General features: G+C 37.6%; 22 protein-coding genes. 8 read left to right on the forward strand and 14 right to left on the reverse strand.

Going from position 1 to position 25,316, the window contains the following annotated elements:
• From ACM46_RS13360 to ACM46_RS13405, 10 genes are all read right to left on the reverse strand, one after another.
• Positions 1-1,270: DUF6443 domain-containing protein (locus tag ACM46_RS13360; RefSeq protein ID WP_048507187.1), on the reverse strand; the 1,270-nt coding region annotated here is incomplete at its 3' end.
• Between the two features lie 8 nt (positions 1,271-1,278).
• Positions 1,279-4,443: a hypothetical protein gene (locus tag ACM46_RS13365; RefSeq protein ID WP_131707590.1), complete on the reverse strand. Its 3,165-nt coding sequence runs from the start codon at positions 4,441-4,443 to the stop codon at positions 1,279-1,281.
• A gap of 595 nt (positions 4,444-5,038) precedes the next feature.
• Positions 5,039-5,788, reverse strand: a complete 750-nt coding sequence (locus tag ACM46_RS13370; RefSeq protein ID WP_241486014.1) for a sterol desaturase family protein — start codon at positions 5,786-5,788, stop codon at positions 5,039-5,041.
• An 880-nt stretch (positions 5,789-6,668) separates the two neighbouring features.
• Positions 6,669-6,941, reverse strand: a complete 273-nt coding sequence (locus tag ACM46_RS13375; RefSeq protein ID WP_048507189.1) for a hypothetical protein — start codon at positions 6,939-6,941, stop codon at positions 6,669-6,671.
• Positions 6,942-6,975: 34 nt separating this feature from the next.
• A complete protein-coding gene (locus ACM46_RS13380; RefSeq protein ID WP_048507190.1) occupies positions 6,976-8,322 on the reverse strand; it encodes a S41 family peptidase in 1,347 nt (448 codons plus the stop codon).
• A 9-nt stretch (positions 8,323-8,331) separates the two neighbouring features.
• On the reverse strand, positions 8,332-9,072 hold the full coding sequence (locus tag ACM46_RS13385; RefSeq protein WP_241486015.1) for a hypothetical protein: 741 nt from the start codon (positions 9,070-9,072) through the stop codon (positions 8,332-8,334).
• Between the two features lie 206 nt (positions 9,073-9,278).
• Positions 9,279-10,202, reverse strand: coding sequence for a T9SS-dependent choice-of-anchor J family protein (locus ACM46_RS13390; RefSeq protein WP_048507191.1), 924 nt, complete (start codon positions 10,200-10,202; stop codon positions 9,279-9,281).
• 76 nt (positions 10,203-10,278) lie between these two features.
• A complete protein-coding gene (locus ACM46_RS13395) occupies positions 10,279-11,592 on the reverse strand; it encodes a hypothetical protein (RefSeq protein ID WP_048507192.1) in 1,314 nt (437 codons plus the stop codon).
• A 297-nt stretch (positions 11,593-11,889) separates the two neighbouring features.
• Positions 11,890-15,198, reverse strand: coding sequence for a TonB-dependent receptor (locus tag ACM46_RS13400; protein WP_048507193.1), 3,309 nt, complete (start codon positions 15,196-15,198; stop codon positions 11,890-11,892).
• Positions 15,199-15,261: 63 nt separating this feature from the next.
• On the reverse strand, positions 15,262-16,221 hold the full coding sequence (locus ACM46_RS13405; RefSeq protein WP_048507194.1) for a FecR family protein: 960 nt from the start codon (positions 16,219-16,221) through the stop codon (positions 15,262-15,264).
• Between the two features lie 230 nt (positions 16,222-16,451).
• Between ACM46_RS13405 and ACM46_RS13410 the strand changes: the two genes are divergently transcribed.
• Positions 16,452-17,078, forward strand: coding sequence for an RNA polymerase sigma factor (locus tag ACM46_RS13410; RefSeq protein WP_048507195.1), 627 nt, complete (start codon positions 16,452-16,454; stop codon positions 17,076-17,078).
• 6 nt (positions 17,079-17,084) lie between these two features.
• Here ACM46_RS13410 and ACM46_RS13415 read toward each other — a convergent pair whose 3' ends face one another.
• Both ACM46_RS13415 and ACM46_RS13420 read right to left on the reverse strand, forming a co-directional pair.
• Positions 17,085-17,849 carry a hypothetical protein gene (locus tag ACM46_RS13415; protein ID WP_048507196.1) on the reverse strand — a complete coding sequence of 255 codons (765 nt, stop codon included), beginning with the start codon at positions 17,847-17,849 and terminating at the stop codon, positions 17,085-17,087.
• Complete coding sequence (locus tag ACM46_RS13420) at positions 17,846-18,340, reverse strand: MarR family winged helix-turn-helix transcriptional regulator (RefSeq protein WP_048507197.1); 495 nt, start codon at positions 18,338-18,340, stop codon at positions 17,846-17,848. The genes ACM46_RS13415 and ACM46_RS13420 overlap by 4 nt, the downstream gene beginning before the upstream one ends.
• 547 nt (positions 18,341-18,887) lie before the next feature.
• On the opposite strand from ACM46_RS13420, the gene ACM46_RS13425 reads away from it, so the two are divergent.
• On the forward strand, positions 18,888-19,274 hold the full coding sequence (locus tag ACM46_RS13425) for a hypothetical protein (protein WP_048507198.1): 387 nt from the start codon (positions 18,888-18,890) through the stop codon (positions 19,272-19,274).
• 175 nt (positions 19,275-19,449) lie between these two features.
• Here the strand turns inward: ACM46_RS13425 and ACM46_RS13430 are convergent, their stop codons facing one another.
• Entirely contained in the window at positions 19,450-20,070 is a 621-nt protein-coding gene (locus ACM46_RS13430; RefSeq protein WP_048507199.1) for a helix-turn-helix transcriptional regulator, read from the reverse strand.
• A 191-nt stretch (positions 20,071-20,261) separates the two neighbouring features.
• Between ACM46_RS13430 and ACM46_RS13435 the strand changes: the two genes are divergently transcribed.
• From ACM46_RS13435 to ACM46_RS13460, 6 genes are all read left to right on the forward strand, one after another.
• Positions 20,262-20,888 (forward strand): superoxide dismutase, encoded by a 627-nt coding sequence (locus ACM46_RS13435; RefSeq protein WP_048507200.1) that lies wholly within the window; start codon positions 20,262-20,264, stop codon positions 20,886-20,888.
• Positions 20,889-20,921: 33 nt separating this feature from the next.
• Complete coding sequence (locus tag ACM46_RS13440; protein ID WP_048507467.1) at positions 20,922-21,422, forward strand: DUF2480 family protein; 501 nt, start codon at positions 20,922-20,924, stop codon at positions 21,420-21,422.
• A gap of 6 nt (positions 21,423-21,428) precedes the next feature.
• A complete protein-coding gene (locus ACM46_RS13445; RefSeq protein WP_048507201.1) occupies positions 21,429-22,004 on the forward strand; it encodes an NADPH-dependent FMN reductase in 576 nt (191 codons plus the stop codon).
• 1 nt (position 22,005) lies between these two features.
• Positions 22,006-22,329, forward strand: a complete 324-nt coding sequence (locus ACM46_RS13450; RefSeq protein WP_048507202.1) for a 2Fe-2S iron-sulfur cluster-binding protein — start codon at positions 22,006-22,008, stop codon at positions 22,327-22,329.
• A 155-nt stretch (positions 22,330-22,484) separates the two neighbouring features.
• Positions 22,485-22,832, forward strand: coding sequence for a 4Fe-4S dicluster domain-containing protein (locus ACM46_RS13455; protein WP_048507203.1), 348 nt, complete (start codon positions 22,485-22,487; stop codon positions 22,830-22,832).
• A gap of 229 nt (positions 22,833-23,061) precedes the next feature.
• Positions 23,062-23,802: a hypothetical protein gene (locus ACM46_RS13460; RefSeq protein WP_048507204.1), complete on the forward strand. Its 741-nt coding sequence runs from the start codon at positions 23,062-23,064 to the stop codon at positions 23,800-23,802.
• A 562-nt stretch (positions 23,803-24,364) separates the two neighbouring features.
• Here the strand turns inward: ACM46_RS13460 and ACM46_RS13465 are convergent.
• Positions 24,365-25,300: a ketopantoate reductase family protein gene (locus ACM46_RS13465; RefSeq protein ID WP_048507205.1), complete on the reverse strand. Its 936-nt coding sequence runs from the start codon at positions 25,298-25,300 to the stop codon at positions 24,365-24,367.
• Between the last annotated feature and the right edge of the window lie 16 nt (positions 25,301-25,316).

The following is a 25,316-nucleotide window of genomic DNA, read 5'->3' on the forward strand; positions in this document are numbered from 1 at the left end:
TCTTCACCAGGCTCATCACGGGGAGGCCTTTGGTGCTTCTGCCGTCTGAAGAGGGAGTTTCGGTAAGGACAGGCTCTCCCTGAATAGTGGTTGGAAACGGGGGATTGAAATCATACCCTTGAGGATAGGAGTCGTAGTAGTTAACAGACAAAAGGGTATCAACATTTAAATATACACTGGTATAATAAACGGTGATTCCATTCCTAAAGAAACCGCTGGAATGACGGGCATCATAAATAACCAAATCTGCAATCTGATTCTGTAAAACACTTCTGCTGCTGTTATTGTTGGCGATTCCGGTGTAGGCAATTCTGCCGAGCATATCGTATTTAGTCATCAGCCATTTGTTTTGGGAGGCCATCACAGCGTCCTGAGTAAGAAGCAGCCTGTCAGCTTTATCATACACCATGAATTCCCAGCCTTTACCGGGAAGTTTCTTTTCTACCAACCGGCCTTTTCCGTCATAGCGGTACTGGTAGCAGAGTTCGTCATGTTTGGTGGTGTTGGCGGCAATATCTCCGCGGATGCTGGCTAAAGGGGGAATGACAAAGGCAAGCTGGTTGTATTCGTTGTAGACATAGTTGGTATCTGCATATTCATCGACATTGATGACTTTTCTTACCAATACGATCTGCCCCTGCCCGTTTTTGAATTCGATGGTTTCATTGCCGTCTTCATCTTTAACGGAGTTTTTGTAGAGCTGCCCGTCGGTATAGAGCCATTCTTCTTTCAATTCAGATTTAGTGGCTCCGTTTTCCCAGGTGGTCACAGTGGTGAATTTTTTTACTCTGTCGGCTACGGTAACGGCATCATAGGCAAATTTTACGGGTTTGGTATTCCATGCGGTCCCGACGTTTTTCTGCTCAAGAATTCTGTCAAGGGGTGAGTTTTCCAACACTTTTTCTGCATAGATTTTTTCTGATCCGTAAATATCGGGCTGTGTGGCATTGGCGAGTGAAGAAGGGACGATAGCTCCATTCAAAGTTCCGGACTGGGGAACGGGAAGGAAGTCTAAAACCTGTCTTCCGAATGCATCGTATTCAATATGGGTTACAACATCTCTTCCCAATGGGGAGGATTTGACATTGATGATCTGCTTGGGCCTGCCCAATCCATCAAAATACTGAACGGTTTCCAATGTTTTTGAAGGCTGGGCACCGTTATAATCAAGATAGGTTTTGGTCTGGATATAGTTTTCTCCCTGGGTAAGCTGGGCCTGCACGGAATGGGCCGTGAGAAGCATCCCTACGGGAATGAGTATTTTTTTCATGTCTGTGTTTAGTTTTTGTAGTTGTATTTGTATTCTTTAATGATTTTACCGTTAACATCAACTACTTTTTCAAGTCTGTTGGCGGTATCATATATATAAACTTCTCTGATGCCTGAAGGTGGAGTGATGCTTTTTACACCAATTAACGGATCGTAAGTATACGTACTAATCTGATAGGAAGATAATGCTGTATTGTTTCTGAAGGTGTTTAAAGCGTCAATCAGACTTTGCTCTGAAGCATTAGTACCTTGCTGGGCATCATTAACAGACACGGTAACTATTGCGTCAATCAATGACTGCGAAATGTCTGACAGTTTGGCTCCTTCTATCTTGGCAATGGGCTGGGTTTGGTTATAGCCCCAGATAATGGTGGTGGAAACTCTGTTTTTTCCGGTGTACTGCTGGAGGTTTCCTTTACTGTCATAAACATCGTAAGTGACTTCGGTTGTAGCAACAGTCGGGTTTTGAAGATCATAGGAAAGGGCTGATTTTGGAAGAACCAAAGAAAAATTATTATTGGTTATTTCTGCAGCCGTTTTAGGATAAATCGTTTCGGTTTTTGACAACATTTTGGTAACACTTCCATTGGTTTGTGTTGTGGATGTTTCCAACGGAATACCTATCATATTCTTATCTATCATGAGCTGGTTACCTTTTTCGTGGGCATATTTATAGGTGCTTTCCTTAATAGATTGGTCAGGAAATGTCGCAATATTTGAAGTAAGGTTATTATGATTAGATGAGTTGTAATCCATTTCTTCCCGGGTTGAGATAGAAATGTTATTATAATATTTCGTAGATACTTTTGAAAGAAGCTTAAAAGGTGAGGCTTCCAAAGTATAAATCCCCCAATCAAAATTTGTATTTATGGTAGCACCTGTGTTGGTTATATTCACCACATCACTGTAGGATAAACCTTTTAATATTGTTTTACAATTAACAGGAGAATTATCTGCTATACATTTTTCTGGGTAAGTGTAGAAGTAATTATTTTCTTCAATTTTATTAAATATTCCATTTTTGAATTCAAAGAATTCTTCTTTATTAAGATGTCCATAAGTATGGCTTATATCATCAGGTGGAGGAAATGGTAATCTATTAAAGTTATTATTAGTAAAAGCTTTACTAAAATAATGAACTGTTTTCCCATTGGGAAAACCATTGACATCTTTCTGTGTCTTTTCAACCCTTCGATATACCAAATTTTGTCCTTTTAGTTTAAATAAAGGATTTGAGCCTTGCGAATAGATTGGCCCGTAAGTACCTACAGATCCTATATAAGGAAGAGTAAGTATACTTCCTGAAGTTATCCCATTTTCATAGGCATAAACAAATTCCTCAATGTATTTATTGCCTGCATCATTATGAATCACTTTCTTAACTCTCTGCCCACCCACTAATATAGGAGCAGGCATTCCTCCAATATCAGGCTTCTTTTCTTTCCATTGTATTCCTGCTGAAAAGAAATAAGGTACATCATAATTATCAGGGTCTTCAGTATGGTTATTGGCCTGAGCAGTAAGATTATGGCTACCTACAGTTAAAATATTACCAGTAGCTGTTCCTGTTCCAGGATTAATCCAGGAGCCATCAATCATAATTTTATAATCACAGGTTGTAGAGTATGCTGTACCAGGGCAATTGGAAATGTTTATTTGATAGTTGAATAAATTATTGAGTATAGGAGCATCTACTGTAAAGGGAATTTCATATTTTCCATTTCCTTTATAAAATATGGGTAATCTATTGAGGCGGATGGATTTACTAACTGCCTCCATAGCTTCAGGAATCATTAGATCATAGTTATCCGGTCTAGCAGATTCATTATTCTCATAAATATATTCTGTAAAACCACCTGTAGGATAAGTTATTTTATTTAATAATCCGTTACTACTATAACTTGGGGCTATACTGATATTTTTTACCTCTGTATTAGAAAACATATAATCACCATTATTCTCACCATTATAATACCCCCAAAGATCCTGTGATGCAGAAAAGCGGTTAGGCAAAGTGTCTGAATTATAACTAAAGGCATAATAATTTTCATAACTCCCATCTAAGATCTTAAGTCTTTTAACTTCCTTTAGTCGCAATCTTTTATTTTTATAGCCGTTATTAGCTACCGCTGATGCATAATTGGGTAATGCTTCTGTTTCGTTATAGTAATCATAATACAACTGAAACTGTTTAATGAGCTTTCCATAATTATCATAGATTTTTATAAACTTCAACAGATCAGCTTTTCCATTATTGCTTATCAAATCCTCTCTTTCGGGGCTATATTCAAAAACTACCTTTTCAAAAGGCGTAACAATTTCTTTTATTAACTTAAAGCTCTCTGTATTTCTTATAACGGATACAGCATCATAATTTTCAGTTCCTTTTGAAATATAGATATTAGAAGAATTGTCATAGGTAAAAGAACCTATCTGTCCCCTATTCGTTATTCCGGTAAGGTACCATGTATCATTTACATTGGGAGAACTTACTGCCTGATTTGTCTGCTGCGGAGACTTTTTAATTGTAGTTGCAGATACCGACTTTTGTGAAAACTGTTGGTTAAAATTAAATTCTGTTCCGTCATTTAAGGTAACAGTCCATTTATTAATCCCTCTGGTAATCTTTGTATCATCTTTCTGCTGAGAAATATAAGTATTATCAACATAATTGTAGAAAAAAGGAATGGTATTGCCAAAATAGTTAATATTATAGTTGTCTGTTTCTAAATCATCACCTGTGTAGGGTTGAGTAACATATTGGTGATTATATAAAATATCATTCCTACCGGCAACTGTATTTGTATTTATATATTGCTGAATAATATTATTAGACTGCCCATCAATTTTATCCCTAACTTCTTGGGTTAATACTCCCATATTATTGATACACCAACCTAAGCCTACAGAAGTAGCAATCTGTCCAACTTTTATTCCAGAAGCATCATATTTTAATTTAATAGGCAATTCTAAATCTCCTATACGAATTGTATGAAACAGAATTTCTATATTTGGAGTTCCGGTGGACAGATTCACAGCTTGTTTATCAAAAGTACCTAATGCCGATGCGTCAAGATTGGGCGCAATAACATTGGGAATAATTTTTAAACTTTGTTGTGCATTTAAAGTTTCTACCATCAACAATATTCCTACAGGAATAATTATTTTTTTCATTGTGTTTTATTTTTATTAGTTTAGCCTTAGTCATCTTGTTATCATTCATTTAATAATTACAGATGTTCTTCTTGGATTAATTTTTTGGTACCAATTCTGTTTTTTTGAAGTGCTTGCGAGTATCTGATCCCGATACTCCACAACCGTCTATTATATGTTCTAATTTCTTCTCTAACAAATTAAATATTGAAAGTAATCTATTTAGAAAGTTTTGGTTAAAAATTTAAATCTCTAACAAATAGCTCAGGAATAACGGAATGTGTATGTATTATAAAGTAGAATTTCTGCATCTTTTTGTGTTTTATTTTAATATTAGCTTTTTAATCTTGAGACAAATTTAACATTTTTTAACGGTTATTAAAGTCTCCTTAATGAGATTTAATGTGAATTTTATCACACCACTGTGGTACTATCATCACAGGACAAAGCTAATGCCCTATAACGACAAAACTTGACGTATATACCGGGAAAAATAATTAAGATGGAATTACTTCATAATTCCTCTTCAAACCAATAGAAAGAAAGAAATTATAAAAAGGACAGTTAATTTTATCCATGTTAAAAAGGATATTGAGCAGCAAAATCATTTAATTTTCTATGGTCTGTACGTTCCAAACAATCTATCCCAGATAGACGTATAAAAGCCAAAATTCCTGTTTTCATCCAAATGGTGCTGGTTATGAAACTTGGTGGTTCCTACCAAAAAATGGTCAAATGATGCAGGAAAAAATTCTCTGTTCAGATGCCCTATGGTTCCCCAGATAAGATTGATTAACAAATAAAAGCTTATAGAAAGTATAGAAAAATCATAGCTCATCAATAAAGCTAAAATCATCAATCCAAATCCGATAGTTTCGAAAGGATGCAATACAAAAAGGCTTAGAAAATTGGTACTTACATGCTCATGATGCTTACCGTGAAGTATTTTATAAACCAACGGCAGATGCGCAGCGTAATGGAAAAAGTACATTAAAAAATCCATGAGAAGAATTAAAGCAATGGTTTCCAGAAAAACGGAAACAGCAGATGGTTCGGCATCGAGAATAATCAGATGATTTTTCCACAGAAATGCTCCCAACAGCATTACTAAGCTGTTACAGAAAACAGTAAGAAGACAGAGGTAAAAATCAGATCGGGTAACAGGATGATTGTGTTCCTGCAACTGTTCTTTACGGCATGTTTTTTCAATAAACTGATATAAGCCTATTGAAAACAAACACAAAAAAATATTCGATAAAAAGCTGAATATGATCCACTGCGGCCAGGAGAACTGCCAGAATATCTTTACATCATCAGAAAAATTAAACCATTCAGGATCCATACACTCGTTATCTGTCAACTGCATAAATGTATGAATTTCATAGTAAAGAATCTAACAAAGTCTGACTATGTCCGTTGTAAAGTCTTTTAAACCATTCATACTCTGTTTGAAAAGTTAAAAATAACCTTTTGTAACTGAGCAACAAATCATTTATTGACCACAGATTTCACGGATTCAGCAGATTTTAGCATTGTAATAAAAAATATTAGATTTTTTAAAGCCTTATGTGAACTTTCTATTCTCAAATCATTCAACTTAAAATAACTAAAATGTTAAAAAACTTTTGTCACTTTTGTGGTAAAATAAACCATTAAGATTTTTAAGTTTTGAAGAATCATTAAGGTAAGCTTCGCTTTAAGTAGTACGGCATAACTTAAAAAATCCATCGGATTTTCTCTTAACTTTCCTTATCTTCTTCATTGATCTTAATGGTTAAAAAAAGCCTCACGCAGATTTCCCAGATCGAACAGATTGAACAGATTTCTAATATTGTGAATATAAAAATCTTAGATTTTTAAATACTTATGTGAACTTCCTATACATCAAGCATTCAATTTAAAATAACTAAAATGTTAAAAACTTTTGTCACTTTTGTGGTTAAATAATAAACCATTAAGATTTTTTAAGTTTTGAAGGATAATTAAGGTAAGCTTCGCTTTAAGTAGTACGGCATAACTTAAAAAATCCATCGGATTTTCTCTTAACTTTCCTTATCTTCTTCATTGATCTTCATGGTTTAAAAAAGCCTCACGCAGATTGAACAGATTGAACAGATTTCTAATATTGTGAATATAAAAATCTTAGATTTTTAAAATACTTTTGTGAACTTTCTATACATCAAACATTCAATTCAAAAATAACTAAAATGTTAAAAACTTTTGTCCCTTTTGTGGTAAAATAAAAATCACTTCTGTCTGGTTTTTCGCCTTAGCTCCCGGACGTGTAAAGTAAGCTGTTTACGTAAATCATTATGATACTGTCTGTAATTTTTGATACTCCTTTCCAGTTGCTTTTTATGGGTCAGATAATCTTCATACAGTTCTCTTAATTCTGAAATTTTTGAAATCATCTCGGAAGGCTGAGCCTCAGGATCAGATGCTGTTTTTTTCAGCAGAGTACGGTAATATTCCATACGGTCTGTGAGGCTGCTGTGAAATTTTGGTTCTATTCCCTGCATGGTATTGGTTTATGTATTAAAAGTTAAAAAATGTTCACTTTCCAATGGCTGCAGAAGGGGTATCGCTTTGAAATAAAACTTTAACACTTCTTTCCGAAGCATTCTTTTCTGCTGATTTTGAATAAATATTGTTCAGGGCTGAAGAAATTAAAGTCTCTTCCTGATCTCCCAACGGTAAAAGAGGTAAAGTGGTATATTCACCTGCTGTAATTTGTGGAGGGATTCCGTTGCTGTAAGATCCCTGACCATTGGCATTAAAAACTTTATAGATCACCGGATGAAGCTGCCAGGAAATTTTCTTCGGCTTTCTTTTATCTTCCACAACAAATCCGGCCATATCTTTCCCCAGCGTTAAGTCACCTACCTGAACCACCTGTATATAAGGTTTAAGATTGTTAATTACAATTTCCGAAGCGGATGCCGTACTTTGTGACGTGAGAACATATACTTTACTCAATCCCAAAGCATTGGCACGAAGCGTATTAAAATCAACAGCATTCGGATCATAAGCGATCTGCTGAGAAAATGTCCGTTTCACTTCTCCTCCGTTTTTATTTCCTTTATAAATGATGAATGGTGAAGATGATGTAATCCCCGAAGGAATCATGGAACAGAGAGCTGCCGCAGAAGAAACCGAGCCTCCGTAATTGTACCGGAGATCTATGATGAGCTCCTGCACTCCTGCTGCTTTAAAAGCTGCAAATTTCTGGCTCAGGCTTGGAGTCATCCCATCAGGAAAATCATAAATGTAAAGATAGCCTGTTTTTTTGCCATTCTTTTCAAATATCCTGGATTCTACGGGCTGTTCGGAAGAATATCCGTAATAGATGGTGAGATTTTTTTCATCGGCAACGGCTCCGTTTTTCCAGTTTCCAACCGTAAGTTCTATGACTGTCTGATCTTTGATCGCGGAGGTTAATTCTTCCGCATTCGCAGCGGTAATCACCTTCCCGTTAATCTTTGTGATCATCATCCCTCTTTGCAGCCCAGAGTTGAATGCCGGAGAGTTTTTCATCACCAGTTTCACTGTGGTTACTACATTTCCACCCGCAAGCTGTATCACGGCATAATCAAAGCCATACATATTCCTGACAGAACGCGGATAAGATGACGGATCCTGGGTATTGACCGCAAATGAAAAACGGTCCAGAGAATAAAGAAGACTTTTAAAAAAATCCTTTACAGGCAAATGATAATCCGGCTTGGCAGGCATCTGATCTGCCCAGTAATAATACCGTTTCATACTGTCCTGTACCCATAAATTCACAGATTCCGTGCTTCCTTCCGGAAAACTGGGAACGCCATCATCGTCATTCCGGTTGCAGGATATCAAGAAGATAGATACCAACAGGAGCAACGTAAACTTAAAATAGTTCTTCATAAAAAGAATTTATAGATAATCTGCAACATCAATATCTCCTTTGACTGTAAAAACTCCGTTTTCCATCTTTTCCTGGAGAACAATCAGATTAGCACCCATGTCCTGTTTTATTTTGACTTTAATGATTTCAGATCCGGAATAAGGAGTGGAAGTTCCGGGTTTATACAGTTCAAGATAAACGGGAGCTGTATTGCTGAAATAGTTATATATTTTTACCTCCGTAAAGCTTTTCTTTCCGATATTGTCGAATTCTGCCAGAACCACTCCGTTTTCTCTTTTCAGAATTCCTTTCACATGAGTAAATGTGCTCCCGGAGTATTCACCAAGATTGGGAAAAATGAATTCAAATCCTACTTTTCCGAGATTCACCTGTGGTTTTACCGCGGAAGCCTGGAGAAAAATGCCGGGAAGATTGAAGAAATTCAGGGTTTTGTAGTCCCCAATATTATCATAGGTAATATTGTAATGGGCGACCTCAGCGCCTGTTTCATTATTATACACTCCCAGTCTGTCTGTTTCGCCTTCATCCAGCACGAATTCCAGTTTAGTTTCTATTTTATTGGTGTAAGAAGTGCTTCCGTTAATAGATACCGGCACTCCGTTCAGTCTCAGCTGAAGAATGTCCGGTTTTGAGTATCCTTTAATATTAACTTCGGCAGGTTTCTGCGATTGATCAAACGGCTGCATTACGCTGCTGTCTGTACAGGAAACCAGTAGAATGAAAAATAAAAATGCAATGAACTTATTCATTTATAGTATTTTAAATTTAAAAAATCAAACTTAGAAATATTGCCCCGCCCGTTGTAAGCGGGACAATAGGATAATTATAAAAAAACTAAGTTGGATATGTTGATGATCAAAGGTTTTTGCGGAGAAGCATCAGCCTTATGTCCTATTCAATTGTTCATATTTATTTGCCCCGGACTCTTCCGAAGGCTGTTGGATCAACTTTCAGATTATTTTTTGATAAACTTCAGTTTCTCCGTTAAATTTCCGTCAGAAACTTCTGCTATATACATTCCTGCCTGTAATGATGCTACATTCAAAGATTTGTTATATGAATCTGAGAGAATTTTCTGCCCGGCTGCATTATACACGGTAATAACAGTCTTGTTTTCTTTAAAAACCGGATTCAGTTTAAGCTGAAGGAATTCCTTTACCGGATTTTCCATTATTTTCGTTAAAATTTCTGTCTTTTTTATGTCCTTTGTTCTTAAAAATGTGGTCGCATAAATAGCCATTTCATCAATATTGATATTCTGAAGATTGTTTCCGTTCGTTTTTCTGTTAGACCACAGAGCGATGTAGATCTTTTTACCCGCAAAAGCAGAAATATCGATCACGTTTTCTTTAAATTGAGTAAGATCAGCCGGAAAAGGGTTACTAAGTGTTCCTGCTATAATTCTGTATGGACTTGGAATATCATTTCCACTTCCATCTACAGTCATTGCCTGAAAATCTGCCAATGTAGGAACGGGTTTCTGAGGAGTGCTTACATAAATATACAGATCACGTCCGAAATTAAGGTGTGTTGTTCTCTGTCTTCCGATATACGCTGCCAGATTGATGGTTCCGGATGCTCCTTCCAGATTGATCTGTGGAGAAATGATCCAATCGTTTTCAGTAGCAAGGCTTGGAACTGTACCTGAAGGAACCAAACTCGTCGAATAGCGAAGCGTTCCTGAAGTACCATATGTAAGAGCGGTACCGCTTAAATAAATATTCTGTCCCTGTACCCATCCGTTTCCGTTGTTGTTAAGATCATGAGTAGTCCATCCCTGAAGGTCTGCAGGGGTGTTAAAAGAATTGCTCCATACCTCAAACTGCGCTGCCACAGCCTGTGATACCAATACAATAGATAATAAAAATAGTTTTTTCATAATACAGATTATTAGAGGTTTAAAAAAAAAATAAAAGCAGGGAAAGACATGGGAAGCTTCCCCTGCATTTAATGTTTTATTCTACAATAGAGAAGTCATATTTCGTCCAAGCTCCCTGGAAGTTTCCGCTATTTCTAGGAGATACGTTCCATGGTCCTTCGTTGAAGAACGGCTGGCTCATCCCCCAAGATGAAGCGGTAGTTCCTGTCAATAGGTTAGCAGCAGGAATTCCTGATGTACCTGCACCTGTAACAGAAGTAGTAAATCCGTGTACCTGGATGGAGCTTAGGTTAGAAGCTGAAGTCAATTCAGAACCTGTCCCTTCTACTTTGATTCCAACAGGATATCCTGTCACAACAGCGTTATTCAATGTTAATTTTCCGTTTCTTCTGATGTGGATACCATTTTCATAGTATGGTCCTGAAGGTGATGTTGAAGAAAACAATACATTCGTACGTGATCCTACGATCGTAAGGTTGTTGATCACAGGGTTTGTGATAAGCGGTGTAGCAGTACCTGTTGCGTTATTATCAAGCTCAATACCGTTAGTATCAGAAACACCACCACTTAAACTGTGTGTAGAGTTTGTATCTGCTAAAGCAAGTGCATTGGTGATAGTTCCTGTGTATCCGTTATCGAAGTCGAAGTTATCATCATCCGCAGCAAAAGAAACAAGGTTTGAAGCGTTTACTGTCCCTCCGAAGAATTCGAAAGAGTCATCTTTACCGTAAGAAACCTGGATATGATCTAAAGTAGTTCCGTTTCCAACTCCTCCTAAAGTAAGACCGTTGATCTCGTTTCCTGAGTTAGGAGCTAAAAGATCAAATCCTGCAAATTCAATACGAACATATTTCAGGATTCCTCCGTTGTGAGAAGCATTGGTACCACCGTAATAGAAATCAGAACCTGTTAATCCTTCAATTGTTTTAGTATCAGGAGTATTGGCAGGTGCATCCCCTAAAATAATCACTCCACCGAAGTCACCAGGAGCAGCCGTTGTATTTTCGTCTCCGTCTAACAGTTTATAACTTGTAAAAATAATCGGCTGAGATTCTGTACCTGTAGCATCGATAGTTCCTGTTTTAGAGATCACAAGAACTCCGGTAGCGGTATTTGATGAATTTGGTTTTGCTTTAATGAACGTTCCCGGCTGGATAGTTAATTTAGCCCCGTTCTTTACCGTTACAATACCGTCAAGTTCTACAACACCGCTCCATGTTGTGTTTGCAGTAATATCACCGCTTACCGTAGTTACCGGAAGAGAAGAAGCTGTAAGATATTCAGCAGAAGCAGGCTTCATTTCAAAAGGAGTAGAAGAATCTGCAAGGCTATCATTTTGACAAGCAGTAAGAGATAATGCTGCAAAAGCAATTAAAGTTAGTTTTTTCATTGTTATAATTTTTAATAGATCCGGTTATATTATTTTTTATGACCGAAGTTTTAATATTTAGGAATATCCGCCTCTATATTCCTGCGATTTGGTTTTATTCACCCTGCATTTCATGAGGAGCTGTCCTGCGGGGGTTCCCTGCTTATCCGCTGCTGCCCGGGAAAAGACAGTAGCGTCCGGTTTTTCTCTGATCCGGTACTGCTGTGCGCTTCATCAGTATCCATCCGGCGTCGTACTCAGGTTCCCGAAACCTGTCTATTGCATCACTGAGCTCTTTTATTCTGTTTTTATAATTCTTTAAAATGTATAGTTCACACTTAAACCGAATATCCTTCCGCTGTAAGCACGAAATGTGATCTTATCGATATCTTTGTCATACTTGTCTGTTGCTCCGGGCAAAAGCTGCCAAGCTTCACGGTCTGTAGATATGGTGCTTCCTCCGGATCCGTTCGGCACAGAATAGGAGTTGAAATTGTTGTAAAACTCTTTCACCCTGTTGAAAAGGTTTCTTACATTCAGTTTCAGTTCCAGATTTCTGTTTCTTAAAAATTTATAGGAAAGCTGGGCATCGGCAACGGCATAAGGACGCTGTATTTCTTCTCCGTTGTAATCATACCCAACTGTGATATACTGATCACCTTTCGCATTGTATAAAAAGCTGGCTCCGAAACGGTTTCCATCAAAGGTTAATCCTAAATTATACGCATAAGGAGTCTGTCCGTAGAGCGGTCTTTCCACTTCATAGGTTTCGGCATTTTCTCCTGTTTTATACTGATCTTTGAAAGCGATTACTTTTGTGGTGTTATAGGTAAAATTTCCGCTTACAAAAAGCTTTTCCAGCAGGGATCCATCGGCAATAAACCCGAGATTTTTCCGTACTTCCACTTCTAAGCCTTTCAGCTTTGCATTTTTAGAATTTCCGTTGTATAAAAAGAGGTTTCCTTCGTTGGAAAGACGGCCTTCACGCTCAATAGGCCTGTCTATATCCTTGTAATACAGTCCGGCGGAGAATATTTCGCCCAGTCCGGGAAACCATTCAAATTTAAAATCGTAGTTATTCACGACCGATGATGTCATTTCCGTATTATAAATCAAGCCGTTCGCAACCGGATCAAAATAAGGCAATCCTGTTCTCTCATTGAATTGAGGACGAATAACCGTTTTATTGTAGGCTAATCTTACATTGATTTTATTGGTCGGACTGTACGTAAAATTGACAGATGGCATCCACTGCCACGGTTGATCATCTATAGGAGCTTTGTTTACATTCTGGCTATCCGTAAGATCTATCTGCTGAGAGATCAGATCGTATTTAAAATATTCTGCACGTACTCCCCAAACCAATCTGAATTTATTTCTCCATCTGTTGTCAAACATCACATAAAATGCATTCTGGGTAACTTTCCCTTCATACTTATCATTTTTGTATAAAGGTCTCGTCTGCCAGCCTATTCCTCCGGGAACGTATTTAGAACCATCAAACCACTGAGCCAGCGAACCGTACATGGTGATAAAGTTTTTTTCATTATTCGGGACATCTCTGTTTTCATCCACCCTTAGAAAAAACTTCTCCTGCTGATTGGTATTGTTTTTTATAACACCTGCGTATCCTGCTTTAATATCGTTTTTAAAATCTCCGGCATCCATGTTCCATTTAAGGGAAGCACCGTAATTGTAATCCGTTTCCTTGTTGGCAATATATCCTCTATAGAAATTCGCTCCGGAATTATAAATCCTGTGATAAGTAAGAATCTCACTGCCTATAAAATCGTACAGGCTCAGGTATTGCGTGTAATCTTTTGTATCCGATTTCACTCCGGTTCTTGCGGCAAACCAGTTGATTTCTGCATTTCCTATTTTATGATTTCCTTCCAGTTTATTCTGCAAAAGCGTCTGGTAAATAGGATAATTGGTATTATCCGTATAGGGTTTATCCAGATCCTTAATCTGTGCAGGATTATTATTAGGAATAATTCCGTAATAGAAATAATTGTAAGATGCTTCTGCATTGGCTGCCATTCCGCTTCCTCCTGTATATTCGTTCCAGCCCGTTACCCGCGTCAGGGTATTATCATAAATATGGGTGTATGAATTACGGAAAGAAATCCTGTTTTTCCCCAGCTGTAATCCGAAGTTCAACATTCCCGCTACCGTGGAATTGTAATTATAGGAAGCTCCTTTATTTTTGAAATTATAAAATACGATAGGAGGCGTTCCGTTGGCCTGCCAGTTGGGATCATAAGGTGCAGTGGTATCCAGCCAGTTTCCTCTTCCCGTGTGGTCTATATCCAGTTTATTCTGCTCATTTCTTACGGTAAATGCTCCTGCAAATCCCCACTTGTTATTATTTTTAAAAGCGAATGTTCTTCCCAATGCGAGCTGCAGGTTGGAACCCATATCTGCTTTCGTTCTGAAAGTCGTGAAGTTGTCGTTGGTAAATCTTTTAGACTGTTCAAAAAACAGAGGATTGTTCCAGTCTGTTGCTTCCATACCTTTAGGGAAGTCTCTTGTTCCGTCATCATATCCGAAATAATCATACTTGCCCTGCTTGCGGGTCAGAAATTCTTTAAACGCCGACTGATCGTTGTAGGAAGTTCCTACGCTTACCGTAGTAAAATTTTCATTAGGAATATCTTTCGTTCTCACTTCTACATAGCCGCCGGCAAAACTGGCATTCATATCCGGTGTGGCGGTTTTACTCACGATGATGCTTTCTACCATGGCGGTAGGAATAATATCGAATGAAAAATTCTGATTATAAGCTTCTGTGCTCGGAAGGTTGATTCCGTCCATAGCTGCCGTATTCCAGCGTTCTCCCATAGAACGTACCACAACGTATTTATTGTCGATAGTCGTGATTCCCGTTACTCTTTTTAATGTTCCTCCTACATCATTATCGGGTGTTTTTGCAATCTGCTCGGCAGAGATTCCGTCACTCATCTGAGCTGCTTTTTTCTGCTGGGCCAAAAGTCCGGCCTGAGTATCTGCTTTCCGGGTTCCGGTAATGACAACTTCTCTGATATCCGTTATTTTATCAGAAGCTTCTTTCATCGCAAATGAAACGGTGTTGGTTTCATTGTTGCTTACGGCAAGCTTTTCTACCCTCAATGGGCTGTATTTTGGAGCTTTTACAGTCAGTGTATACATTCCCGAAGGAAGATCCACTACGAAATCTCCGTTATTATCTGTGATTACGGTTTTTCTGGCCACGGTTATCTCAGCTCCGGCAACAGGATTTCCTACTTCATCCACTATTTTACCGGAAATTCTTCCGTCTCCCGTTACAGAAAGTCCTGTTCCTTCATATTTTATTGAAATCAGGTCACCACGGAGGCGGAATGCCACGGGAAGACCGCTTGTAATATCTTTAAGACAATTATTGACAGATGTATTTTCACATTTTACTCCTTTTACCTTCAGCTCTCTGATATCCGTTTTTGAATAAGCCAAACGCATTCCCGTTTTTCCTGCAAAATCTTCCAGTACCTCAATGAGAGGTCTGCTTGCCGGGACGGAGAATGATACTTTCTGTACCAGTTCCTGTGCTTCGGCTGCTACTGTAAAAAATACTGCTGCAACGGTAAGACCGCATTTCAATCTTCTCATAGGTTCAAGTTCTCTTTTGATGATTAGTTTTATTTTTTTAATGTTAATTCTGTGGGATTGTTTTTATTTTTTCAAAGTGTAAATGTGATTTTCCTTATGTACTTCCAGCCCCAGGATAAAGGCCAGAGCTTCCATATTTTCATCGGCCGTACCTCCTGTAAAGTCTGCCGTGATTTTCTTTTCTGCAGTTTCTTTGGGGTAGAGGATCTTTATTTTATAGTTGGTCTGCATCACCTCCGCCACTTCTTTGAATGAAACATCATTAAAGCTTAGCGAAATGAGCTCTGTACTTTGTTTTCCTGCATTTTTTTCCGGATTTACCGATATCACGGCTGCGGTGTGGGCTATTCCGAAATTGGTCCATTTCTGATTGGGTTTCAAGTAGGAAACACCTGCTCCGGTGTAGGAAACAGCTACTTTTCCTTCGTAAAGGTGTACAGATTTATCTTTTCCGGACTGTGAAATTTTGAATATGGTTCCCAATACCCGGGTACTGAAACCATCGGCCCGGACGATGAACGGATGTATTTTGGATTTGGCAACTGAGAAAACGGCATCACCTTTCAGATCCACAACTCTTGTGGAAGCGGGAAATGATTTCTCAACGGTAAGCTCTGCGCCTTTCAACAGGGTTACCACGGAGCCGTCTGCCAGATTAATTTTCCTGTTTCCGGACACGGCGGTATAGATGTCCGGTTTAAAAAGGGCCTGATAGGTAAGAATTCCTCCTACTGAAAGGAGAAGTATTACTGCCGCCGCAGCTGTGTAGATGTATCTTTTAAATTGATTGATGGGAGTTATTTTTACAGGGCTGATAAAATAAAGTTCCAGGGCAGATAAAACCCTTTCTTTGGATTCCTGCATATGGACTTTATCGAGATCTTTTTCTGCCTGATTTTTCCACTGGTTTAAAACCCGGTTTTCTTTTTCTGAGATTTCTTCTTCGGAAACTTCCCTCTGCCAAAGCTTAAAAACAAAAGCCGCAGGATTCTTATATTTAGAATTTTTAATAAAATATTTCATGCTGTTCACAGATACTTCTATGTATAAGACTGTGAAATTGAAAAACTTCCCCAGGCGGTAATTAATATTGTATTCACATTAAAACCAGCTTGTTAATAATTTTAAGCTATTTTGATGTTTTATCAACATTTGATTCACATTACCGGGATGTTTTTCAGAAATAATTAATTTTAGAATCCCCAAAGTTCATAAAAAGTTAATTTTTCTTTAGGTAATTTTGTATCAACCTAATGAAACCAACAGATTATACCATATTAAAGAAGATAAAATCGGGAGACCGCCCTGCATTCATGCTGCTTTACGAGCGGTATTGGGACAGTCTTTACCGTTTTGTTTTCATGAGAACCCGGGACAAAGAAATGTCTGAAGAACTTCTGCAGAACCTTTGGATCAAAATACTTGAGGATACTTCCGCTATACAGACCGATGAATCTGAAAGTGCAAAGGGGTATCTGCTCCGTTATCTCCATTACAGAATTATTGATCATTATAACAGCTCTAAAAAGACGCCGCCTACCATTAGCATTGATGAATTTGATCCTGCCGGCGAAATAGAGATATCGGATACGGAATATTTTGAAATTCTTGAAGAAAATGAGATTTCCGCATTATTATCCATGATTGACGAGGTAGTTTCACAACTTCCCTCGACGGAACAAAGTGTATACGATATGCGGATCAGAAGAAATATGTCTGTGCATGAAACGGCAGAAGCTCTGGGAATAAGCCATAAAACGGTAAGTAATAAATTAAGCAAAGCTTTGGGAGAAATACGCGATCAGCTCAACCCGGAATACCAGTCTTCGAAAAAACTGGTATCTATTCTGGTGCTGATGGAAATCATGACGCAGTGCTAAGATCTGCTATTCGTACACAACATAATTGACCTTATCTACGCCTGTATTGCCTGTTTTTTCATCATAAGCGTACCAGATAAGTTCATAGTTTCCGGGAGAATTGATCCAGTCGCTTCCCTCAAAAAGGTTGGTGGAAACAAGTGACATCGTAATATCTTTACTATATTTCCCGTCTTTTTTAAGTATTCCTTTTACTTCAATCTCATCAGAATTCCAAACTCCTCCTTTGTCGATGACACACCCGCACATCATCACAATATTGGCCTGAAACAGGAATGGCTTTCCTTTAATGGTATTCAGGGGAATATATTGATGGGTTCTTGGTTTCAGTATATCAATGATGAATCCCGGGATTTCCAGAATAATTCCGTCTCCTAAAATATCCTTTCCAGGAATCAGCCATAATTCGGTACTTACGGTGGCCTGTGCCTGTCTGTTGTTAAATGGTGAAATCACTTCAATATTGATCAAGGTAGGTTCAGTGATATCTATTGTAGCCAGAAAACCAGCGGTCTGGGAATCGGTGATAGCCACTCCCCTTGTTTTGGCTGTTTTCATGATCAGGTCCGTATTACCTGTACTTCCCGTAGTATTACCTTCCGCCAGAATCTCTCTGTTGATCTTGTTTCTCACAATAATATGAGCCCCTCCCAGAGAACTTCCTATAAATTTGGCATCCTTTCCTTTCGCTCTGATCATGATTTTGGTCTCCGTCGCAGATACCGTTGTGGCGGAAAAAAGAAGGGCGATGATAAAAAAGAGCGTTTTCATGACTTGCCTTTTTTTAAATATTCACTTTTAAAACGGTTATGGAAAGATTCACTCTTCAATCTGGAATCTATCTCGTCCAAATAATCAAAAATTCCCAGATCATCTGAAAGTACCTGCAGAATAGCATTCTCACAACTGTCCCAGATCTGTTCCAGCTGCGGAAGCATTTTTACCGCTTTTTCTGTAAGGGAAATCATCTGCTTTCTTTTATCTGTACTGTCTTTTTTGATATTCAGATATCCTTTATCGGCCATCTTTTTAATAATGGCGACTACGGAAGGATGAGAATATCCCAAAGGTTCTGCAATATCTATAATGGCCATTTCTTTGTTCTTCTGAAGCAGCATAAAAACCAGATACCAGTTCGGTTCTACATCTATCTTCATTTCTTTATAAAATTTTCTGACATCATGAGACATACGGTCACTTATTCGTTTCAGTCTGCTATCCAGCGCCTTATATCCCAGTTCTTTAATAAAATCCTGATTCATTACTATTGATTTGAATACAAATATACAAATACAAAGTCAACTATATAGTCAACTAAGTATTTATTTTTGGAAAAATTCAAAATAAGTAGTTGCCTGAAGAATTAAGTATAATATTTAGTAGCCTTTTTTGTTGGTTAATCGCAAAGGCGCAATTTTTTAATAAAAAGAGGTTTTTAAGGCGCAAGGAATTTGACTTTGTCAAATTTTAAAGCTGTTTGTTATGGGAGAATATATAATATAAGTAATCTTAATAATTCAACTATCTACATGATCATTTTATCGAAGATAAAATCCTGGCGCCTTAAAACATAGCTCCAAGAAATACATTTCGCGCCCTTTGCGTTTTTCTAACGGTAAAGAATTTAATAAAGTTAATATCTGGCGCGATAGTTTCAACATTTTCTTCGGAAGGTTTAAAACATTGAATACCGATCGGATAAATTTACTTGATTCACATTTTGTATTGTTCAAAAATTTAAACGGTTTTATAATTAAAAACCCTGGTTTTATCATACTTTAAACAGAAAAACATTCTATATTTAAACTCATGAATCATACAGAAAAAATCATCAGAGAAATCAAAGAATTCCATACCGATATCGAAGCTTGGTTTCATGGAGAACAAGATCAGGAAAATCTTTACAAAAAACTCCTTTCCGGGTTTGACACAGACTTTAAAATGACATCCGGTGATGGCAATACCCTTAGTCTAGACGTATTGTCTGAATGGCTTACAGGAGTTTACGGCCAGTTTCCCGACCGAAGTATTATCATTGAAAATATAGCGGTTCAGACGACAGATGTTCATGGTCTGGCTTCTTATATTGAGATTCAGACTACGGGAAGTACAGTGACGCGACGAAAATCTTCTGCAGTATTTTTGTTGAATGATGAAAGGGCTTTATGGCTTCATCTTATTGAGAAGTGGATCTGAGAAATCTGAATTGAGCCCCTATTTTGAATACCTTGATTTAGGTTTTGGCTAAAGCCAGGAGAATTGTTTTATATTTTAGGCAAGCGGGCTAAAGCCCGCTCCTATTGAATTTTAATAAGGGCTTTCAATCTTTCAATCTTTTAATTTTTAAATCTTTTAATCAAATTCAAAAAATTCACCCACTAATCCTGTAGACACAACGCTGACCTCCTGACAGAATATGATTGACTCTTTCTACCTGATAATTCTTACCGATAAGATTTTGAAAATTAGAAAGTTCTGCACGGCAGAATCCCTGGCATTCGGTGGCGGCGGCACATATCGGGCAATGATTTTCTATGAGGAAATAGTCTGCGCCTTCTTTTGTCCATTCTGCCATATATCCTTCTTCGCTGCGGGCTTTTACCAGTACCTCCAAGCGCTCTTCCAATGATTCCGCATTTACTAAAGCTTTTTCATAGCGCTCATAGGTTTTCTTTTCTCTGTCGTTGATCAACAGATCTAATGCATTCTCACCCAGAAGATTTTTTACGGACTTTAGAATCTGAACTGTCACATCAGCATGCGAATCCGGAAACTGAGACAGTCCTTTTTCTGTAAGCGTATAGTAAGTAGACGGCCGGCCTACTCCTTCACTTTTTGCCAAAGACTTGATAAGCCCCTCATTGGCGAGATTCAGCAAATGCTTTCGGGCTCCCTCTTTAGTAATAGCGAGTTCTTTTGAAATTAAAAGTGATGTGGCCTCGCCTCTCATTTTTAAAAACATCAGGATGCGGTCCGCGGCAGGCTTCTTCATTTGACAATAATTAAGTTGTTTTATTTTCCTACAACAAATATAGTCATTTTCTATAATATACAATTTATAGCTACAAATCAATAATAATCAAATCATTACAGACCAATTCATTCAAATCAATAAAACAACAGAAAAGTTGTTTTATTTGAATTTATGTTTACCTTTGAAGAAATTAATTAAAAATAAAAGCAATGAAATCATTTACACTACCTCAGCTTCCTTATGCTTATGATGCACTGGAACCGTTTATAGATAAAGAAACCATGTCTATTCATCATCAACGCCATCATCAGGCTTATGTAGACAATCTGAATGCAGCTTTAGCACTGGCAGACGAAACCTCAACCGATCTGGAATCCATACTTCAAAGGATAAGTGAATACAGTCCTGCGGTAAGAAATAATGGCGGAGGACATTACAATCACTCTTTATTTTGGGAAATTCTTTCACCTCAACCTCAATTAAATCCTGAAGGGAAACTGGCAGAAGCCATCAACACGACTTTTGGAAGCCTCGAAGATGTCAAAGCGGAAATGAAAAAATCAGGGCTTGGGCAGTTCGGATCCGGGTGGGTATGGTTATTTGTAAAATTCAATGGCAGCCTGGCTATAGCTTCCACCCCTAATCAGGACAATCCAATGATGGATATTCAAACGGTCAACAGAGGGTTCCCGATTCTGGGGATAGATGTATGGGAACACGCCTATTATCTGGCTTATCAGAATAAAAGAGCAGATTATCTGGAGTCATTCTGGTCAGTTCTCGACTGGTCTGTAGTGGAAAGAAAATATGAAGAAGTTCTTTCAAAATTAAAATAATCATTCAAAATACTGATTAAAACAACTATGAATATGAATCAGAACGTTTTTATCAATAAAGCTCAAGCCTCCGGAATTATTGCTTTTGATCTTCTGGATTATAAGCCTACCATAGAGGTAATGGAACTGGATATTAAGGATCATCTTTTTATGGGAGAAATCGTAAAGGAAAAGGAATTTAAAGAATCCATTGCAGCAGTAGATTTTTCGGTGTATCATGAAAAAGCTGTGGCTGTTATCTGTTCTACGGACGCTATTATTCCACCCTGGGTTTTTATGATGCTGATGGAAAAACTGTCTCCTTACGCTGTTCATGCAGATCTGAACACTGCAGAAACCGTTCATCTGAATCTCTGGAAACGTCGCCTACAATATGCAGATCTGAAACATTATAAAAATCAAAAAGTGGTAGTGAGAGCAAGGGCAGATCATGATCCTTCTCTTTATTTACTGGCAGCCGGGCTTCTGCAGCCTGTTGTTAAAAGTCTGATGTATGGGGAAATAGGGATGCCAAAAGTAATTTTTAAAAGTTAGAATATCATGAAAGCAATTATATTGAACGGTTCTTTGGAAAGAAGAACAGAATCTACTTCGGGCCGGATTTCTCAATACTTTTCAGAAGGTCTTGAAAAATTGGGTTTTCAGGCAGAAATCTTCACCCTGGCAGATTCCGGAATTCCTCTTTTCGATCTAAGTCTTACGAAAACTCCGCTGGCCGTGGAACGCATGACTCAACTGTTTCTTGATGCTGATGTTCACTTCTGGCTGGCTCCGCTTTATCACGGAAGCATTCCCGGGGTGATGAAAAACTGCCTTGATTGGCTTGAAGTGACTGCCAGACATCATCCGCCTTATCTTACAGACAAAACTGTTGGGCTCATATGTTGGGCAGATGGTCTACAGGCCATACAGGGAATCAACACAATGGACATCATCGCTAAATCGCTCAGAGCGTGGCCGTTGCCATTCAGCGTTCCAGTCATCAGAACTGCATTGTTTGACCATGAAAATCCTACAAAAATATCTTCCCAATATGCTTATAAATTTGATCAATTGATCAATATTGCAGCAACAAAAAGAATAGAAAACAGCTTGTATCCAGTAAAACCCGGGTAGAATGAAAGATGAAATTTTGATTACCGTAAAAGATCAGAACGGAACTATTCACCATCTGGTCTGTCCTTTGGAAATGGGACTCAGCCTGAAAGATATCTGCAAAGCCTATGAACTGCCTATGGAAGCGATGTGCGGAGGAATGGCCATGTGTGCAACCTGCCACTGCTATATTCTCTCAGAAACACAGCTTTTGCCGGATAAAAGTGATATTGAAGAAGCTCTGCTTTCTGAAATTTTCACATCAGTCCCATCCAGCAGACTGGCTTGCCAAATTCAGCTGACATCAGCAATGGACGGGCTTTCAATAGAAATTGCCCCCTCATAAGCTGTAAAAATAAAAGACTACTAAAGCGTTACGTAATTTCACGCTAAAGCAGACTATTTTTTTTCATTAATTTATGTTTAGCAGGGATTTCTAAGACATATGATGTTGAAAGAAATCCCTTTTTTAAATCATGATGTACTATTAAAATATAAGATATGGCTATTAAAATAACCGATGACTGCATCAATTGCGGGGCCTGTGAGCCTGAATGTCCCAACGCTGCCATTTACGAAGGCGCTATCGACTGGCGATGGAAAGACAAAACAACCCTTTCCGGAAAAATAACTTTTCCGGACGGGACGGAAAATGATGCCGATGCTTATCAACAGGCTTATTCAGACGACGTCTATTATATTGTTCCCGGAAAGTGTACTGAATGTAAGGGATTTCACGAAGAGCCTCAATGTAAAACAGTATGCCCTGTAGATTGTTGTATAGATGACCCTGATCATCGGGAGGCAGATGAAACGTTATTTGACCGCCAAAAGTTCCTTCATCAATAAACATTTTGAAATTTTATTTAAAGAATTTTACCTGCAAAGTCACAAATTGAAGAGTTAATGAATTATTATCAATTATAAAATATATACTATTGTTTTTCAAAATATTATAAAAAAAATACTTAACAATTTTTAGTTTAAATTCTTATAGTGAGCTAACAAATAGTTAACAAACGTAAAAGCAACTTCTAAGATATACGAGATAATTTTATAAAAACAAAATCTTAGAAGAATGGAAAAAAATTTATTGTCTTTATCATTTTTATTTTTCCTACCCCTTTGCTCATTAACTTTAGCCCAATCTCCTAAGGTAGGTGTTAATACAGATACTCCACAAAAAACACTACACGTAGACGGCTCATTACAGATTACCAATGAACTCAATCTAGGAGGAACTAAAAATACGGCTGGATCTGCCGGAATATCAGGACAGGTGCTTATATCAAAAGGGAATAATACCTCACCTACATGGGAAACTCTCGATGAATTAAAAGGTGCTGTATCCGGTACCTTCTATGCTCAGGGAACTGTTTCTGTAACTGTAAATCCCGGCAGCACTGCCGATGTCCCCGGAATCACAGGAACATTTACTGTGCCTTCAGGAAAAACACAGACTTTTTTAATTATGATTTTAGGCTATGCAAGAGCATCAACCAATGCATATAATTTGGATACACAGGGAGTATTTTCTTTACTTCAGAATGGTATAAAAATCTCTTCAGCATTTACGTTTTCGACTTCAGCATCCCAGCCAGGAAGTCCTAACCCTAATACTTCATTGGTTAATCTGTCCGCTCCTGTCAACTTTTTTAAAGCCGTTACTCTTCCTGCAGGCACCTATACTTTCAAAGTACAGTACACCTCATGGTCGGGAACTCAGGTAATTAACCATATCCCTTCTGAATATGGCGGATATAATGGAGATAATGAAGCAATGCTAACCAAAATGCAGGTTTTTGTCTTTAGTAACTAAATAATTCAATATATATCTTATTTCAAAGACAGGAGGCGTAATTTTTCTCATACAACACTACAATTTTTTTAGAATATTCAACTTTGATCTCCCTCCTGTCTTCTTTATTTATTAAACTTGTTTAAACTTTTTAGCAGGACATTAAAAGTATAAAATAAGTCTGTTCAAGATATTTTGAGCTTAACCACAAAAGAAACAAAAGCTATTTGCACAGCTGTTAGATATGATAAAAGTTCTCAAAAGAATAAAAACCAAAAATTTTTAAAGGCTTATTTGAACTTCTATGCGCAAAGTATTTAAACTTAAAAATCAATAAAGTGTTTAAAATAAAACTTTTGTGACTCGTATGGTTAAATAATAAACCATTAAGATTTTTAAGCATTGAAGAATAATTAAGATAAGTTTCGCTTTAAGTATTTCCTTGTAGCTTAAAAAAATCCATTGGATTTTATCTTAACTTCATTGATCATCTTCAGTGATCTTAATGTTTAAAAATTATCTCGCAGATTTCACAGATTAAGCAGATTTGCGGTTTATAAACAGCTTTATTGTAAAAAATAAACTACTTCATTTTAAGCTCATCATAAATCTTTTGGGTAGCGGGTGTTTCAATACCTACTTCTTTTCCAAAACCTATTACAGCACCACCTAATAATTCCAATTCATTTTGTTTTTTTCCTGAATTGATATCCAGTTGTAAAGAGGTTGGGGTTTCAAATGGAAATGCAGAAGCTTTTTCGAATGTTTTCTGAATAATATCTTCTTCCAGCGAAATATCTTTTTTAGCAGCAATCTGCTGTATTTCCTTCATCATAGCCGTTGCTTCCTCTTTTTGCTGTTCATCCGTACAAACAGTTCCCATAGAAGAATTATGTTTAGCGGTTACCAATCCGAAACTGGAAATAAAAATAAATTTGGTCCAGATTGCTGATAATGAATTATCTTTAAAATCCAGATCAATTTTACTCTCTTTTATCATATCAATCACCCAGTCTATGTCTGCCTCAAAGTGCTGTGGATCCCTTCCTACAATCATTTTCCCTGATTTTCCTTTATGTTCTACGATCCCTTTTTCTTTGATATGAGAAGCTACATAGATGCACGTAGGCAGAATAAGATGATCCGGAATTACCTTTCTAATTCTTTCATAAATATCAGCGCCATTCATCATCGGAAGCAATATGGTGTCTTTTGTGATGACTTCTTTGAGCTGGCTGCAGACATTTTCAAGATCGTATTCTTTTACACCAATCAGAACCAGATCCGGATTTTCAAGATTACTGATCTGTTCTTCAACGGCATCCGGAAAAGTATGCCCCACCGGATGTTCCGGAGACAAAAGACTAAGGCCGTTTTCCTTTACTTTTTGGTATGTCTCTCTTCTTGCTACAAAAGTGATTTTATATTTTCCTGAAGTTTCGTTTTCCTGATTAATTTTAAATCCAAAATATCCGCCTACTCCACCCAATCCAAGCACTACAATGTGTTTCTTATTCATAAACTTATTTTTAACA

The sequence above is a fragment of the Chryseobacterium angstadtii genome (assembly GCF_001045465.1).
Taxonomy (GTDB): domain Bacteria; phylum Bacteroidota; class Bacteroidia; order Flavobacteriales; family Weeksellaceae; genus Chryseobacterium; species Chryseobacterium angstadtii.